Origin of the sequence: Caballeronia sp. INDeC2 (assembly GCF_023631325.1) — a bacterium.
Classification (GTDB): domain Bacteria; phylum Pseudomonadota; class Gammaproteobacteria; order Burkholderiales; family Burkholderiaceae; genus Caballeronia.
The window spans coordinates 310,674-325,388 of sequence record NZ_JALQDG010000011.1; the positions used below are offsets into that span (position 1 = coordinate 310,674).

Annotated in this window: 17 protein-coding genes and 1 pseudogene; 7 read left to right on the forward strand and 11 right to left on the reverse strand. The window is 62.8% G+C overall.

Features of this window, described 5'->3' with window-relative positions; all coding sequences use genetic code 11:
- Positions 1–112 precede the first annotated feature (112 nt).
- Together yjgA and mog are read left to right on the forward strand one after the other, a co-directional pair.
- Positions 113–724 carry a ribosome biogenesis factor YjgA gene (gene yjgA / locus NCS28_RS09900; protein WP_250513651.1) on the forward strand — a complete coding sequence of 204 codons (612 nt, stop codon included), beginning with the start codon at positions 113–115 and terminating at the stop codon, positions 722–724.
- Positions 693–1,328 carry a molybdopterin adenylyltransferase gene (mog, locus tag NCS28_RS09905; RefSeq protein ID WP_250513652.1) on the forward strand — a complete coding sequence of 212 codons (636 nt, stop codon included), beginning with the start codon at positions 693–695 and terminating at the stop codon, positions 1,326–1,328. The genes yjgA and mog overlap by 32 nt, the downstream gene beginning before the upstream one ends.
- On the opposite strand, the gene orn is transcribed toward mog, so the two are convergent.
- Positions 1,325–1,930 carry an oligoribonuclease gene (orn, locus tag NCS28_RS09910; protein ID WP_250513653.1) on the reverse strand — a complete coding sequence of 202 codons (606 nt, stop codon included), beginning with the start codon at positions 1,928–1,930 and terminating at the stop codon, positions 1,325–1,327. The genes mog and orn overlap by 4 nt on opposite strands.
- Positions 1,931–2,017: 87 nt before the next feature.
- Between orn and NCS28_RS09915 the strand changes: the two genes are divergently transcribed.
- Genes NCS28_RS09915 through NCS28_RS09925 form a run of 3 tightly spaced genes read left to right on the forward strand, consistent with a single transcriptional unit; the run spans position 2,018 to position 4,529 of the window.
- Positions 2,018–3,286 (forward strand): M48 family metallopeptidase, encoded by a 1,269-nt coding sequence (locus NCS28_RS09915; protein ID WP_250513654.1) that lies wholly within the window; start codon positions 2,018–2,020, stop codon positions 3,284–3,286.
- Positions 3,283–4,209, forward strand: a complete 927-nt coding sequence (gene rsgA, locus NCS28_RS09920; protein WP_250513655.1) for a ribosome small subunit-dependent GTPase A — start codon at positions 3,283–3,285, stop codon at positions 4,207–4,209. The genes NCS28_RS09915 and rsgA overlap by 4 nt, the downstream gene beginning before the upstream one ends.
- Positions 4,206–4,529, forward strand: coding sequence for a putative signal transducing protein (locus tag NCS28_RS09925; RefSeq protein ID WP_250513656.1), 324 nt, complete (start codon positions 4,206–4,208; stop codon positions 4,527–4,529). The genes rsgA and NCS28_RS09925 overlap by 4 nt, the downstream gene beginning before the upstream one ends.
- Here the strand turns inward: NCS28_RS09925 and NCS28_RS09930 are convergent, their stop codons facing one another.
- From NCS28_RS09930 to rpsP, 6 genes are all read right to left on the reverse strand, one after another.
- Positions 4,530–5,468, reverse strand: a complete 939-nt coding sequence (locus NCS28_RS09930; protein WP_250513657.1) for a CobD/CbiB family protein — start codon at positions 5,466–5,468, stop codon at positions 4,530–4,532. It lies immediately after the preceding gene.
- Positions 5,469–5,588: 120 nt separating this feature from the next.
- Positions 5,589–6,248, reverse strand: coding sequence for a CoA pyrophosphatase (locus tag NCS28_RS09935; RefSeq protein WP_250513658.1), 660 nt, complete (start codon positions 6,246–6,248; stop codon positions 5,589–5,591).
- Positions 6,249–6,393: 145 nt separating this feature from the next.
- Positions 6,394–6,783 carry a 50S ribosomal protein L19 gene (gene rplS / locus NCS28_RS09940; RefSeq protein WP_061120495.1) on the reverse strand — a complete coding sequence of 130 codons (390 nt, stop codon included), beginning with the start codon at positions 6,781–6,783 and terminating at the stop codon, positions 6,394–6,396.
- 130 nt (positions 6,784–6,913) lie between these two features.
- A complete protein-coding gene (trmD, locus tag NCS28_RS09945; RefSeq protein ID WP_250513659.1) occupies positions 6,914–7,684 on the reverse strand; it encodes a tRNA (guanosine(37)-N1)-methyltransferase TrmD in 771 nt (256 codons plus the stop codon).
- A 25-nt stretch (positions 7,685–7,709) separates the two neighbouring features.
- Entirely contained in the window at positions 7,710–8,432 is a 723-nt protein-coding gene (gene rimM / locus NCS28_RS09950; protein ID WP_250513660.1) for a ribosome maturation factor RimM, read from the reverse strand.
- Positions 8,433–8,486: 54 nt separating this feature from the next.
- The gene (rpsP, locus tag NCS28_RS09955; protein WP_008342343.1) at positions 8,487–8,741 is read right to left on the reverse strand and encodes a 30S ribosomal protein S16; all 255 of its coding nucleotides are present in this window, start codon (positions 8,739–8,741) and stop codon (positions 8,487–8,489) included.
- A 240-nt stretch (positions 8,742–8,981) separates the two neighbouring features.
- Between rpsP and NCS28_RS09960 the strand changes: the two genes are divergently transcribed.
- Entirely contained in the window at positions 8,982–9,485 is a 504-nt protein-coding gene (locus NCS28_RS09960; RefSeq protein ID WP_250513661.1) for a TM2 domain-containing protein, read from the forward strand.
- Between the two features lie 4 nt (positions 9,486–9,489).
- On the opposite strand, the gene NCS28_RS09965 is transcribed toward NCS28_RS09960, so the two are convergent.
- Together NCS28_RS09965 and NCS28_RS09970 are read right to left on the reverse strand one after the other, a co-directional pair.
- Positions 9,490–10,617, reverse strand: coding sequence for a PA0069 family radical SAM protein (locus tag NCS28_RS09965; protein WP_250513662.1), 1,128 nt, complete (start codon positions 10,615–10,617; stop codon positions 9,490–9,492).
- Between the two features lie 67 nt (positions 10,618–10,684).
- Entirely contained in the window at positions 10,685–11,173 is a 489-nt protein-coding gene (locus NCS28_RS09970; RefSeq protein WP_250513663.1) for an Lrp/AsnC ligand binding domain-containing protein, read from the reverse strand.
- Positions 11,174–11,325: 152 nt separating this feature from the next.
- Between NCS28_RS09970 and NCS28_RS09975 the strand changes: the two genes are divergently transcribed.
- Entirely contained in the window at positions 11,326–12,618 is a 1,293-nt protein-coding gene (locus NCS28_RS09975) for a D-amino acid dehydrogenase (protein WP_250513664.1), read from the forward strand.
- A gap of 48 nt (positions 12,619–12,666) precedes the next feature.
- On the opposite strand, the gene NCS28_RS09980 is transcribed toward NCS28_RS09975, so the two are convergent.
- Together NCS28_RS09980 and NCS28_RS09985 are read right to left on the reverse strand one after the other, a co-directional pair.
- The gene (locus tag NCS28_RS09980) at positions 12,667–14,457 is read right to left on the reverse strand and encodes an acyl-CoA dehydrogenase (RefSeq protein ID WP_250513665.1); all 1,791 of its coding nucleotides are present in this window, start codon (positions 14,455–14,457) and stop codon (positions 12,667–12,669) included.
- Between the two features lie 105 nt (positions 14,458–14,562).
- A pseudogene (locus NCS28_RS09985) lies at positions 14,563–14,715 on the reverse strand (electron transfer flavoprotein subunit alpha/FixB family protein); the annotation flags it as partial.

Sequence of the window (14,715 nt, forward strand, 5' to 3'; positions counted from 1 at the left end):
AATGGCCTATCACGCGATCATAGCAAGGACGGCGTGCATTCACTCGCCAAGCTTTGTCGCGGGCCCGGACGCGAGGTTCAGGCGCGGTGCGTACGCAAGCTACAATGTCGGGATGAACCGTAAAACCCGCATTCAACCGATCGATTCCGGCCGCGACGACGAGCGCGAGATCGACGAAAACGGCTACGACCGGCCGAGCAAATCCCAGCTCAAGCGCGAAATGCACGCGCTGCAGGAGCTGGGCGAGGCGCTGATCGCGCTGCCCAAAGACGCGCTCAAGCGCATGCCGATGCCCGAGCATCTCGATGACGCCGTGCGCGAGGCGCGCCGCATCACCGATCACGAAGGCAAGCGCCGCCAGTTGCAGTACGTCGGCAAGGTCATGCGCTCGCTGACCGAAGACGAAGTCGCGGCGCTGCGCACGGCGCTCGACACGCACCGCGGCGTCAACAAGTCCGAAACCGCGCGGCTGCACTGGATCGAGCGCACGCGCGAACAGCTTCTCGCCGACGACGCCGCGCTCACCGAATTCATCCGCAATCATCCGGGCGTCGATCCGCAGGAAGGCCGCACGCTGATCCGCAACACGCGCAAGGAGCGCGAGCAGCAAAAGCCGCCGCGCTATTACCGCGAACTGTTCCAGTGGATCAAGAGCGCGTCGGGCGCGCAGGACGACGAAGACATCGAAGGCGATGAGGACGATCGTGACGACACGCAAGCGTAATCACCCGGACGAGCTGATCGTCGGACTCGTGTCGATCAGCGATCGCGCGTCGCAAGGCGTCTACGAGGACAAGGGCTTGCCGTCGTTGCAGGCTTGGCTCGGCGAGGCGCTGACTACGCCCTTTCGCGCCGAGACGCGGCTGATCCAGGACGATGCCGCGGCCATTTCCGCGACGCTCGTCGAACTCGTCGATACGCACGGCTGCGATCTCGTGCTGACGACGGGCGGCACCGGCCCCTCGCGCCGCGACGTGACGCCCGAGGCGACGCTCGCCGTCGCCACGAAGCCTATGCCCGGCTTCGGCGAGCAGATGCGCCAGATCAGCCTGAATTTCGTGCCGACGGCGATTCTTTCGCGGCAAGTCGCGGTGATCCGCGAAACTGACGATCACGCCGCGCTTATCATCAATCTGCCGGGACAGCCGAAGTCGATCCGCGAGACGCTCGAAGGATTGAAGGACGCGGACGGCATTCATAAAGTGCCGGGCATTTTCGCGGCCGTGCCGTATTGCATCGACCTGATCGGCGGACCGTATATGGAAACGCGGCCCGAAGTGGTCGCTGCGTTCCGCCCGAAGAGCGCGATCCGCCCGCCGAAAGTTTAAGACGCGGCGGCCGGCGACCGGATCAGGAAATGCTCGCGGTAATACTTGAGTTCGTCGATGGACTCGTGGATGTCGGCGAGCGCGGTGTGCATCGCGCGCTTCTGAAAACCCTTGTAGATCGCCGGCTGCCAGCGGCGGCACAATTCCTTCAGCGTGCTGACATCGAGATTGCGATAGTGGAAAAACGTCTCGAGCTCGGGCATCCAGCGCGCCATGAAGCGGCGGTCCTGGCAAATCGAGTTGCCGCACATCGGCGACTTGCCGGGCGGCACGTACCGGCCGAGAAACTCGCGGATCTGACGCGTGGCTTCGGCTTCATCGACAGTCGATACTTTGACGCGTTCGGTCAGCCCCGAGCGTCCGTGCGTGTTGCGGTTCCACTCGTCCATGCGGCCGAGCGCTTCGTCCGTCTGATGAATCGCGAGCACCGGTCCTTCGACCATTTTGTCGAGCGTCGAATTCGTCACGACCACCGCGATCTCGATGATGCGATCGTTGTCCGGATCGAGACCCGTCATCTCCATGTCGAGCCACACGAGGTTCATGTCGCTGCGCACGAGCGCATTTTCGTCTGATTCGGGGGTGGCGGAGATGTCGGTCATTAAAGCGGCTCGAGAGATGGGAAAGCCACTGCGCGTCGGCACGGCCTAGAACCTATAATTCTCGCATAGTTCAATCGGAAGTCCCGGATGACCAACCTCACTCTCGCTTTCTCGACGATCTTCGTCGTCGCCCTCGTCGCGATGGTCTCGACCAAGCTCTGGCTCGCGTCGCGTCAGATTCGCCACGTCGCCGCGCACCGCAACGGCGTGCCGTCGCAATTTTCCGGCACGATCCCGCTGACGGCGCATCAGCGCGCGGCGGACTATACCGTCGAGCGCACGCGCCTCACGATGATCGAGGTCGTCACGAGCGCGGTCGTGCTCGTCGCGCTGACGTTGCTCGGCGGCGTCCAGGCGCTCGATCTCGCCATTTCGGACTGGCTCGGCCGCGGCTATCTCGGACAGATCGCGCTGGTGGCGTCGGTGGTCGCGATCACGAGCATCATCGACCTGCCGTTCGATTACATCCGCCATTTCGTGATCGAGGAGAAGTTCGGCTTCAACCGCATGTCGAAGAAGCTCTTCTTCGTCGATCTCGTGAAGGGCACGGTGCTCGCGGTCGTGATCGGCGCGCCGCTTCTGCTGCTCACGCTCTGGCTGATGGACCGCGCCGGCGCGTTCTGGTGGCTGTGGACGTGGATGGTGTGGGTCGCGTTCCAGTTGCTCGCGATGATCATCTATCCGACCTTCATCGCCCCGCTCTTCAACAAGTTCGAGCCGCTCAAGGACGAGGCGCTCGTCGCGCGCATCACGAATCTGATGTCGCGCACGGGCTTCGCTGCGAAGGGCCTCTTCGTGATGGACGGCAGCCGCCGCTCCGCGCACGGCAACGCGTATTTCACCGGCTTCGGCGCGGCGAAGCGCATCGTTTTCTTCGATACCTTGCTCGCGCGTCTTTCCGGCAGCGAGATCGAAGCGGTGCTCGCGCACGAGCTCGGCCACTTCAAACGCCGTCACGTGCTGAAGCTGATGATCGTCATGTTCGGCATCAGCCTCGCAATGCTCGCGCTGCTCGGCTGGCTCATCCAAACGACGTGGTTCTACGAGGGCTTGGGCGTGCGGCCATCGCTCGTCGGCAGCAATAACGGGCTCGCGCTCGTGCTGTTCATGCTCGTGCTGCCGGTGTTCATGTTCTTCATCACGCCGCTCGGCAGCCTGACATCGCGCAAGAACGAGTTCGAAGCCGATGCCTTCGCCGCCAGCCAGACCGACCCGAAGGATCTCGTGAACGCGCTCGTGAAGCTCTACGAGGACAACGCGTCGACGCTCACACCCGATCCCATCTACACCGCGTTCTATTACTCGCATCCGCCCGCATCGCAGCGCATAGACCGCCTGATGCAGCACGCCGCATGACGCGCGGGTTCAAGCGTCCGAGCGTGGGCGCACGCCTCGAAGGCACGGTGATCGCGGCGCACGGGCGGCACTATCTGGTGACGCCGGAAGACGGCGGCGCGATGCTCCAGTGCTTTCCGCGCGGCAAGAAAAGCGAAGTGGCCGTCGGCGATCACGTGATCTACGAGCAGTCGTCGGCGGATCAGGGCGTGATCGTCGAGATCGGCGAGCGACGCAACCTGCTCTACCGCTCGGATCAGTTCAAGTCGAAGCTCTTCGCCGCAAATCTCGATCAACTGCTGATCGTGCTCGCGACAGAGCCGCATTTCAGCGAGGACCTGCTCGGGCGCGCGTTGATCGCGGCGGAGGCGCATGGGCTGGAATCGCTCATCGTGCTCAACAAGATCGATGTCGAAGATGCAGTGCCGCTTGCCCGCAAGCGTCTCGCGCCGTATCGCGAGCTCGGCTACACGGTCATCGAGCTGTCGGCGAAGATGGCGCCCGGCGACGTCCATCCGCAACTCGACGCCCGCCTCAACGATCGCTCGACGATCCTGCTCGGCCAGTCGGGCATGGGCAAATCGACGCTCGTAAATCTGCTCGTCCCGAATGCGGACGCCGCCACGCGCGAGATTTCATCGGCGCTCAACAGCGGTCGCCACACGACCACCTTCACGCGTCTCTACGACTTGCCCGGCGGCGGCTCGCTGATCGATTCGCCGGGCTTTCAGGAGTTCGGCCTGCACCATCTTTCCGAAGGCCAACTCGAACGCGCCTTCGCGGATTTGCGGCCCTATCTCGGACATTGCCGCTTCTACAACTGCCACCATCTGCACGAGCCGGGCTGCGCGGTGCTCGAAGCCGTCGAGGCCGGCAAGATTCGCCCCGAGCGTCACGCGCTCTACGCGCAACTCGTCCACGAAGCCAGCCAGATCGTTCGATGAAGCGGCTCACGCGCGCCCCCAACCTGATCACGGCGCACCATTGGGTGAACGTGCTGGCGACGGCGGGCGTGCCGTGCGAGTTGCACAACCGTTATCTGAACGGCGCGATGGGAGAGATTCCGGCGGATCAGTGCGCGCCGGAAATATGGATCGTCGACGATCGCGACGAAGCCTTGGCCTTACGGCTTCTGGAGCGCGCGAGAAAAGGGCCGGACGCTAACGCCCGGCCCTGGAAATGCAAGCATTGCGGCGAATGGCTGGAACCGCAATTCACCGTGTGCTGGAGCTGCCAGACGGCGCGCGATCCTCTCGACGACTGATTACGCCAGCCACACGGCGATCGTCAGCATCAGCAGCAACAGCATCCAAAGAATCACCGCGCGCCACACGAGGCCGACGGCCGATTGCAGCGTGCGCGGCGTGCAGTCGTCGCCGACCGGCAGCGGGCTCGCATCGCCCACGGCAAGCGCTTCGACCGACAGCGGCTCGGCCAGCGGACCCGCGAGACGCGCGCCCAGGGCGCCGCTGCCCGCCGCAAGCAACACGCCTTCGTTGGCGTCCGGCCACTGACGCGCGTGATTGCGCCAGGCGTAGATCGCATCCTCGAAATTGCCGACGATCGCGAACCCGAGCGCGGTCAGACGCGCCGGCACCCAGTCGATGACAAAAAACGCGCGCTGCGCAAACGACGAAAACTCCGCGGTGCGCTCCGGATTCGGCTTCGCCCACGCGCGCGCCAGATATTCGGCGATGCGATACAGCACCGCGCCCGCCGGGCCGATCGGAATCAGGAACCAGAAGAACACGCCGAACACATGCCGATGCGACGCGACCACCGCGTGAACCAGCGTATGCCGCACGATTTCACTGACGGGCATGTCGACCGTGTCCATGCCGGTCCATTCCTTCAGCACTTCGCGCGCGCGCGGCACGTCGTCGTTATTGAGCGCGAGGTGGATGTCGGTGAAATAGTGGCTGAACTGGCGAAAGCCGAGCGTGAAGTACACGATCACCACGTTCCATAGAAACGCCAGAACGAAGTTGATGCGGTATAGCACGTAATAAACGAGTCCGACGAAGAGCGTCCACGGCAGCACGACGACCAGCCATGCGACGATGCCGTGTTTCTCCTTGCCGGCATCGAAACCGTGCGCGGTGGATTCCGCATGATATTGGAGCAACGCCGAGATCGGATTGTGCGGCGATAAGGCGCGCACTTGCTCAATGACGAGGGCCAGCAATACGGAGAAAAAAGTCATGCGAAGCGCCGAAACAGTCGGATTAGTTCGAGTTTCGCGTAACGATAGCACAGCGCCTGATGCCGTTAGCGCGCTGAGTAATTGCGCGAGGCACGGCGGGCGCGCGGACTTTGTGCGTCGTCACGCGCGAGCCGCGAGGAAGCGATAAAAATTGCGCAACATGCCGGCCGTTGCGCCCCAGATGAAATGAGGAGCCTTTTTTTCGCCCGGTGTGTAAGGCATGGCAAAAAAACGACGCTCGCCGCCTTCCCACCGAAAGACGCGCACTTCGTGATTCGCCGGATTCATGAGCCACGCGAGCGGCACTTCGAAGATATCGGCGACTTCGCGCGTATCGGCCTGCAGGGTAAACGGCGGATACACCAGCGCAACGACAGGCGTCACCTTAAAACCCGTGCCCGTCAGATAGTCGGGCATCGCGCCGATGATCTCGCAATGTTCCGCGCCCAAGCCGACTTCTTCGCGGGCTTCGCGCAGCGCCGTGGCGGCGGCATCGGCGTCTTCGGGCTCGCGGCGGCCGCCGGGAAAACTGATTTGCCCGGCGTGATCCGACAGATGATCGGCCCGCTGCGTCAGCAGCACGGTCAAGCCGCCCTCGCGCACGACGAGCGGCACCAGCACGGACGCCACACGCGGATCGCCGCCGATCGCCTTGATGCGCTGCTCGCGTTCTTCCTGCGTCCAGTCGAGATCCATCGCAAAACGCGCGCGCAAGCCTTCCGGCGTGAGGCGCTCTGGCGGAATCGGCGGGAGTGTCTCACCCGTCGAGAGGACGGGCATCTTTTCGGGTTCGAGGATGCGGGGAGTCGAAGTCTTTCCGGTGGACACGGGTCGAGAACTGGGCTGTCGAAGTCTCAATTTGAACACACCAAAGAAAAAAGCACCCACGCGGGGTGCTTCTTCCGTACTACGCTTCGCCAACGACTTACTCTGCGGAAGCAGCAGTCTTGTCTTTGAAGACCAGCTTTTCCTTGATTCGAGCCGACTTGCCCGAACGCTCGCGCAGGTAGTAGAGCTTCGCGCGGCGAACATCGCCACGGCGCTTCACGACGATGCTCGCGAGCAGCGGCGAGTAGGTCTGGAACGTACGCTCGACGCCTTCGCCCGACGAAATCTTGCGGACGATGAAGTTCGAGTTCAGGCCACGGTTACGCTTGGCGATGACGACGCCTTCGTAAGCCTGGACACGCTTACGCGTGCCTTCGACCACGTTCACGTTGACGACGACGGTATCGCCCGGCGCGAAGTCGGGGATGCTCTTCTCGCCCAGAACGCGTGCGATCTCTTCCTTCTCGAGTTGTTCAATCAGATTCATTACTGACTCCTTGTGCCATCTTGCCGAAGTTGCGTGCCTTGTATTTGCGTCAGGCCCCGGTAGAGGATGGGTTTGCTTCAGGCGCCGATATTACCTAGCGCCCCCATTTTCCCGCTCGTCCGCCCGAAATCTATGCAGACTTCGACGCTTCCTTCGCGAGTTCTGCGAGCCACGCCTCGTCGGTGCGGCTCAACATCTTGCTGTCACGCGCCCGTCTGATCAGATCGGGCCGCTTGTTGAATGTGTTGCGTAATGCTTCGCGCCTGCGCCAAGCGTCGATTTCCTTGTGATGGCCGCCGAGCAGCACATCCGGAACACGCACACCGTCGTACTCTTCCGGACGCGTGTAGTGCGGACAGTCGAGCAGTATGTCGACGAAGCTGTCCTGCACTGCCGATTGCGCGTCGTTCAGCACGCCGGGCAACTGGCGCACCACGGCGTCCATCAGCGCCATTGCGGGGAGTTCTCCGCCGGACAGCACGAAGTCGCCGAGGCTCACTTCTTCGTCCACTTCGCGATCGATCAGACGCTGGTCGATGGCTTCGTAGCGGCCGCACAGCAACACGAGACCCGGTTCCTGCGCAAACCGCATCACGCGGTCGTGATCCAGTTTCGCACCTTGCGGCGACATCATCACAACCCGCGTCGACGCAATGCCCTGCTCGCGCTGCGCAGCCTTGGCCGCGTGGATCGCGTCTTCCAGCGGGCGCGCCAGCATCACCATGCCGGGGCCGCCGCCGTAAGGGCGATCGTCGACGGTCCGGTAGTTGTCCGTGGTGAAATCGCGCGGATTCCACGTCCGCAGACCGAACCGCTCCTGCTTCACCGCCCGGCTGGTGATGCCCCAGTCGGTCAGCGCGCGAAACATATCGGGAAAGAGCGTCACGACATCGAACTGCATCGCTCTCTCCGTAACGTGACGATGTTCAATAGTCGGCGTCCCAGTCGACGACGATACGCTTCGCCGCCCGGTCAACCGTCTTCACATACACGCCGACGAACGGAATCAGCCGCTCGCCGGTGACGGGCTTGCCATCCTTGTCGGTGCTCGGATACTCGATCCGCAGGATGGAATGCGCGCCGTTGTCGATCAGATCCGCAACGCGGCCCAAGGCCACGCCCGCTTCGTTTTCGACATCCAGGCCGATCAGATCGACCCAGTAAAATTCGTCTTCGCTGTCGAGCTTCGGGAAGTCGCTGCGCGCGATATTCACCGTGTGGCCCTTCAGCGCAAGCGCCGTATCGCGGTCATCGCAGCCGGCGAAGCGCGCGACGATCGTATCGGCATGCACTTTCGACTGCAGACAGCGCGCGGACTTGTAATCGCGGCCTTTCGCGAGCCACCAGCGTTTCGCGCTCAGCAGCGCGTCGCCGCCCTGCTTGCCGTTCGCGTGCGGCACGATCTTGACCCAGCCCTTGAGTCCGTAAGCATCGGCGATGAAACCGAGTTCGACGGCGTCGTCAGGCAAAGCTTCGACCGATTCGACTCCGCCTTCCGGCGTCTTCGCGCTCGAAATGTCGACCGCCACGCGACGCGCGCTCGGCTTGCGGGCGAACGCGCCAAACGTGGCGGAACCTTCATCTTGCCCCGGCTTCGTTCCACCGATGCCTTCCGATGCGCGGCCGGAATGAGGATCGCGCGTGGACATTGGCGAATCTTTGGGCAGGTTTCGAGCGGCTGTTACAGCGTCGACCAAGCGAGCTTAAGCAGCCGGCTGGGCTTGCTGAGCTTGCTTGACGAGGCGCTCGACGGTCGGCGACAGTTGCGCGCCAACGCCTTGCCAGTACGTCAGGCGATCCTGAGCGATGCGCAGCGATTCGCCCTTGGTCGCGACCGGGTTGTAGAAACCCACGCGCTCGATGAAGCGGCCGTCACGGCGGCTACGCGAGTCGGTTGCAACGATGTTGTAGAACGGGCGCTTCTTAGAGCCGCCACGAGCCAAGCGGATGATGACCATGCTGAAATCCTTGAAAACCGGGGTTCGGAACAACGAGAACAGGCGATTATAGCTGGAATCCGAAGCGCCAACAAACACTTAACGCATTTTTTGGATGCACGGCGGATTCGGGAACGCTCCGGCGCCATGCGAACCGGCGCGAGAACGTGCGATTGGCGGCGCGGACACACGTCGGCGTAAAATGACTCACCGCGTCGGCTTGCAAGCGACGTCCGACTCTTTCCACCACCGCTTTCGCTGATGACTTCCTCGTCCGTCGCCACACAAGCCGGCTCGAAGCCGGCCGGCAAGCAGGTTCCGCCTTACTTCCGCTCGAAGACACTGACCGCCGCGCTCGCCTTCCTGTTCGGCTACATCGGGCTGCATCGCTTCTATCTGTATGGAATGCGCGACAAGTACGGCTGGGCGCATATCGTCGGCATCATTCTGGGTGCGTTCGGCTATCTGCTTCTCGCGCAGACGGAGCGCACTTCGCTGCTCGGCTGGGCGCTGGCGTTCCCCGGCGCGATATCGCTGCTCGCGGCCTTTCTTTCCGCGATCGTCTACGGCCTGCGTCCCGACGCTAGATGGGACGCGCAGTTCAATGCGCACACCGGCCGCAGCAGCCGCTCCGGCTGGACGGTCATCTTCGTCGTGATTTTTTCGCTTCTGATCGGCGCGTTCCTGCTGATGACCGGTCTCGCGCTCACCTTCCAGACGTACTTCGAAGGTCAGGTCGAGGCGGCGAAAACGCTGTCGCAATAAAACGTCAGAACAGGTCGAGCTGCGGGCTGGACGGCGCCCCCGTTTTTTTCACGGGCCGCTGGAATTCGGACATGTCGAGAATGCCGCGCTGCCGCGCGTTCAGACCGAGACGCTTCGTCGCCTTCTGAAAACGCTGCTTGAGCATGTCGGCCCAAAGGCCCTCGCCTTTCATGCGCGTCGAAAAATTCGAGTCGTAGTCCTTGCCGCCGCGCATGTCGCGCACGCGGCTCATCACGCGATCCGCGCGATCGGGGAAATGCGCGGCCAGCCAGTCCTTGAAAAGCGGCGCGACTTCCCAAGGCAGACGCAGCACGATATAGCTCGCACTCGTCGCGCCCGCCTCGGCGCACGCTTCCAGAACACGCTCCATGTCCGGCTCTGTCACGAACGGAATGACCGGCGCGATGCTCACGCCTACCGGAATGCCCGCCTCGGCGAGCGTCCGGATGGTGCGAAGACGCCGCGAAGGCGTCGATGCGCGCGGTTCCAACGTTCGCGCGATATCGGCGTCGAGCGTCGTGACGGTGATCGCCGCCATCACCTGACCGCGCGCGGCCATCGGCGCAAGCAGATCGATGTCGCGCTCAATCAGCGAATTCTTCGTAATCGCCGCGAACGGATGCCCGCAATCGTGCAGCACCTGAATGATGCGCCGCGTGAGCTGCAGATCGCGCTCGACCGGTTGATACGCGTCCGTGTTGACGCCGAGCGCGATCGGCTCGGCTTCGTAGTTCGGCTTCGCCAGTTCGCGTTCGAGCAATTCGGGCGCGTTGATCTTCGCGTAGATGCGGCTTTCGAAGTCGAGTCCCGGCGATAAACCCAGATAGCTGTGCGTCGGGCGCGCAAAGCAATAGATGCAGCCGTGCTCGCAGCCGCGATAGGGATTGAGCGAAACGGAAAACGGAATGTCCGGCGAGCTGTTGCGCGTGAGAATGCTTTTCGCGCGCTCCTCGAAAATCTGCGTGCGCAGCGGCGGTGCGCCTTCTTCCTCGGAATCGGCGGTGTGCGCCCAACCGTCGTCGACGCGTTCACGCTCGTCTTTCTCGTAACGCCCCTGAATGTTTGCGACCGCCCCGCGTCCCTTTAACGGAGCAGGCGGCGCGACGGGATACTCACGATCGGGCGATGACATTGCGACGAAATCCATCGATTAATACTGTATAAATATACAGTACTGCGCGGTCGCCGCAAGCGGAAAGTCACGTTTCGACGAGAACTTTCAGCGTCTCCTTGATCTCCTCCATCACCACGTAGCTCTTCGACTGCACCGCGCCCGGCAATTGCAGCAGGATGTCGCCGAGCAGCTTGCGATAGTCCGCCATCTCGCCGATCCGCGCCTTGATCAGATAGTCGAAATCGCCCGACACGAGATGGCATTCGAGCACCTCGGGAATCTTCTGAACTTCGCGCCGGAATTGCTCGAACATGTTGCCGCTCTTGTGATCGAGCGTGATCTCCACGAATACGAGCAGCGCCGCGCCCAGCTCGTTCGGATTCACGCGCGCGTAGTAGCCCATGATGACGCCGTCGCGCTCCATGCGTTTCACGCGTTCGATGCACGGCGTCACCGACAGTCCGACGCGCTCCGCCAGATCCTTCATCGCGATGCGTCCGTCCTCCTGAAGGATGTTCAGGATCTTGTGATCGAGCTTGTCGAGCGCGCGGACCGGGTTTCGCTGTGTTCGCATTTGTTTTTCCTGAAAATCGAGTAAATACAATAACTAAAACTGGCTCGAAGCCCATACCATAGTCGATAACACTATACGAGCTTCAGTTTGTCGCGTCGATCACCTCAAAGCGCGCGCAGTCGGAAGTTTCATCGGATCTGGATGGAGATCACATGCGAATCGTTATTCTCGGAAGCGGCGTCGTCGGTGTGACGAGTGCGTACTACCTTGCTCGCGCCGGCCACGAAGTGACGGTCATTGACCGCGAAGCCGGACCCGCGCTCGAAACGAGTTTCGCGAACGCAGGACAGATCTCCCCTGGCTACGCATCGCCGTGGGCCGCGCCGGGCGTGCCGCTCAAGGCCGTGAAGTGGATGTTCGAAAAGCACGCGCCACTCGCGATCCGCCTCGACGGCACGATGAACCAGTTGCAGTGGATGTGGCACATGCTGCGCAACTGCACGCAAGATCGCTACACGATCAACAAGGGCCGCATGGTCCGTCTCGCCGAATACAGCCGCGACTGCCTTCAGGCGCTGCGCGCCGACACCGGCATTCACTACGAAGGCCGCACCGGCGGCACGCTGCAACTGTTCCGCACGCAACAGCAATTCGAAGGGGCGGGCAAGGACATCGCGGTATTGAAGGACGCGAACGTGCCGTTCGAACTGCTTACGGCAGATGAACTGAAGAAGGCCGAACCGGCTCTCGCGGCGGTCTCGCACAAGTTGACAGGCGGCCTGCGCCTGCCGAACGACGAAACCGGGGACTGCCAGATGTTCACGACGCGCCTCGCCGCGATGGCCGAAGCGCTCGGCGTCAAGTTCCGCTACAACACGTCGATCGACGCGCTGGCCGTCAGCAACGGCCGCATCGCCGGCGTGCAGTGTGGCAAGGAACTGGTGACGGCGGATTCGTATGTCGTCGCGCTCGGCTCGTATTCGCCGAAGCTGCTCGGCGATCTCGTGAAGATTCCGGTCTATCCGCTGAAGGGTTACTCGATCACCGCGCCCATCGTGGACGCCGACCGCGCGCCGGTCTCGACCGTACTCGACGAAACGTACAAGATCGCGATCACGCGTTTCGACGACCGCATCCGCGTGGGCGGCATGGCGGAAATCGTCGGCTATGACAAGAAGCTGAAGCAGGCGCGTCGCGAGACGCTCGAAATGTGCGTGAACGACCTGTTCCCGGGCGGCGGCGACACCGCGAGCGCCACGTTCTGGACCGGCCTGCGCCCCATGACGCCGGACGGCACGCCGATCGTCGGCCGCACGCCGGTGCCGAATCTCTTCCTCAACACCGGTCACGGCACGCTTGGCTGGACGATGTCGTGCGGCTCGGGCCAGTTGCTGGCCGATCTGATGTCGGGCAAGCAGCCCGCGATCCGCGCCGATGATCTGTCCGTGCATCGTTATTTCGGCGATGTCGGCGTGAAATCGCGTCCGGGCTACGCGAACGCGTGATTCCCGCTATCGCATGAAAGACAAAGGCGCCTTGCGGCGCCTTTTTTTTTAGAACTGATCTTCGCTCAACGCGAGCACGCCTTCGCTGCCGTTCGCGCTGATGATCGACGCCTCGATTCCCGGCGCGAGCGACAGAATGTGCTCGGCGAAGAATGCCGCCGTCGCGATCTTCGCGCTGTGGAAACGCTCGTCCTCCGCGCGCTTCGCCTGGGCGATGAGCATCGCCCGCGCCATCTGCCATCCCGCCAGCACGATGCCCGCCAGCCGCAGATACGGCACGCTGCCCGCGAACACGGCATTCGGATCGCTCTTGAACTTTGCGATGACGAACTCGATCGCGCGCGCGAGCGACAAACTCCCCGCGCTCAAATGCCGATGCATCGACTTGAACGGTTGGCCGTCCACCTCCGCGAGCGCCGCGATGGTCTGATCGACCTGCGCGAGCAGTGCCTGCGCCGCCGCGCCGCCATCGCGCACGGTCTTGCGGCCGACGAGATCGTTCGCCTGGATCGCCGTCGTGCCTTCGTAGATCGGCAGGATGCGAGCATCGCGATAATGCTGCGCCGCGCCGGTCTCTTCGATGAAGCCCATCCCGCCGTGCACCTGCACGCCGAGGCTCGCGACATCGACGGACATTTCCGTACTGAAGCCCTTCACGATCGGCACGAGATATTCGTAGATCGCCTGATGGCTCTTCTTCGCGTCGTCGTCCGGGTGACCGTGCGCGAAATCGCTATGCGCCGCCGCGACATACGCGAGCGCGCGGGCGCCTTCGGTGTATGCGCGCATCGTCGAGAGCATGCGGCGCACGTCAGGATGATGGATGATCGTCACGGGCTCTTTCGCGCTGCCATCGACGGGACGGCTCTGCACGCGCTCTTTCGCGTACGCCACCGCCTGCTGATACGCGCGCTCCGCGATCGCGACGCCCTGCATGCCGACGGCGAAACGCGCCGCGTTCATCATGATAAACATGTATTCGAGACCGCGATTCTCCTCGCCGATCAGATAGCCCGTCGCGCCGCCGTGATCGCCGTATTGCAGCACGGCGGTCGGGCTGGCCTTGATGCCGAGCTTGTGTTCGATCGACACGCAATGCACGTCGTTGCGTGCGCCGAGCGAGCCGTCGTCGTTGACGAGAAACTTCGGCACGAGAAAGAGCGAGATGCCTTTCACGCCTTCGGGTGCGTCGGGCGTGCGCGCGAGCACGAGATGCACGATGTTCTTCGCCATATCATGCTCGCCGTAGGTGATGAAAATCTTCGTGCCGAAAATCTTATACGTGCCGTCGCCTTGCGGCTCGGCGCGTGTGCGCACGAGCGCGAGATCGGAGCCCGCCTGCGGCTCGGTGAGGTTCATCGTGCCGGTCCATTCGCCGGAGATGAACTTCGGCAGATAGCGCGCCTTTTGTTCGTCGCTGCCCGCGGTGAGGACGGCTTCGATCGCGCCGTCGGTGAGCAGCGGACACAAGGCGAAAGAGAGATTCGCCGCGTTGAGCGCTTCGATGCACGGCGTCGCGATGAGCTTCGGCAAGCCCTGTCCGCCGAACTCCGAAGGATGAACGACGCCTTGCCAGCCGCCTTCCGCGAACTGACGGAACGCGGCCTTGAAGCCGGGCGTCGTCGTGACTTCGCCGTTCGCCCAAGCGCTCGGCGTGCGATCACCGGCGACGTTCAGCGGCGCAAGGACTTCGCCACAGAAACGCGCGGCTTCCTCGATAACGGCCTGCGCCGTGTCGAAGCCCGCGTCCTCGTGACCAGGCAGCGCAGCGATGCTGTCGATATCCGCCAGTTCCTTCACTACGAACAGCATGTCCTTGACCGGGGCGCTGTAGCTCATCGTCTTGTCTCCTCTTTTTACAGATATCTCGCTGCAAAAAAAGGGCGCAACGATCGTCGCGCCCTTTCTTTTTCTTGTGGCGAGTGTTCGCTCACACGGCACGGTTTAGCCGAGCTCTTTCACCAGTTCCGGCACGACCGCGAACAGATCGCCGACGAGACCATAATCGGCCACGCTGAAGATCGGCGCTTCGGGGTCTTTGTTGATCGCGACGATGACCTTCGAATCCTTCATGCCCGCGAGATGCTGAATCGCGCC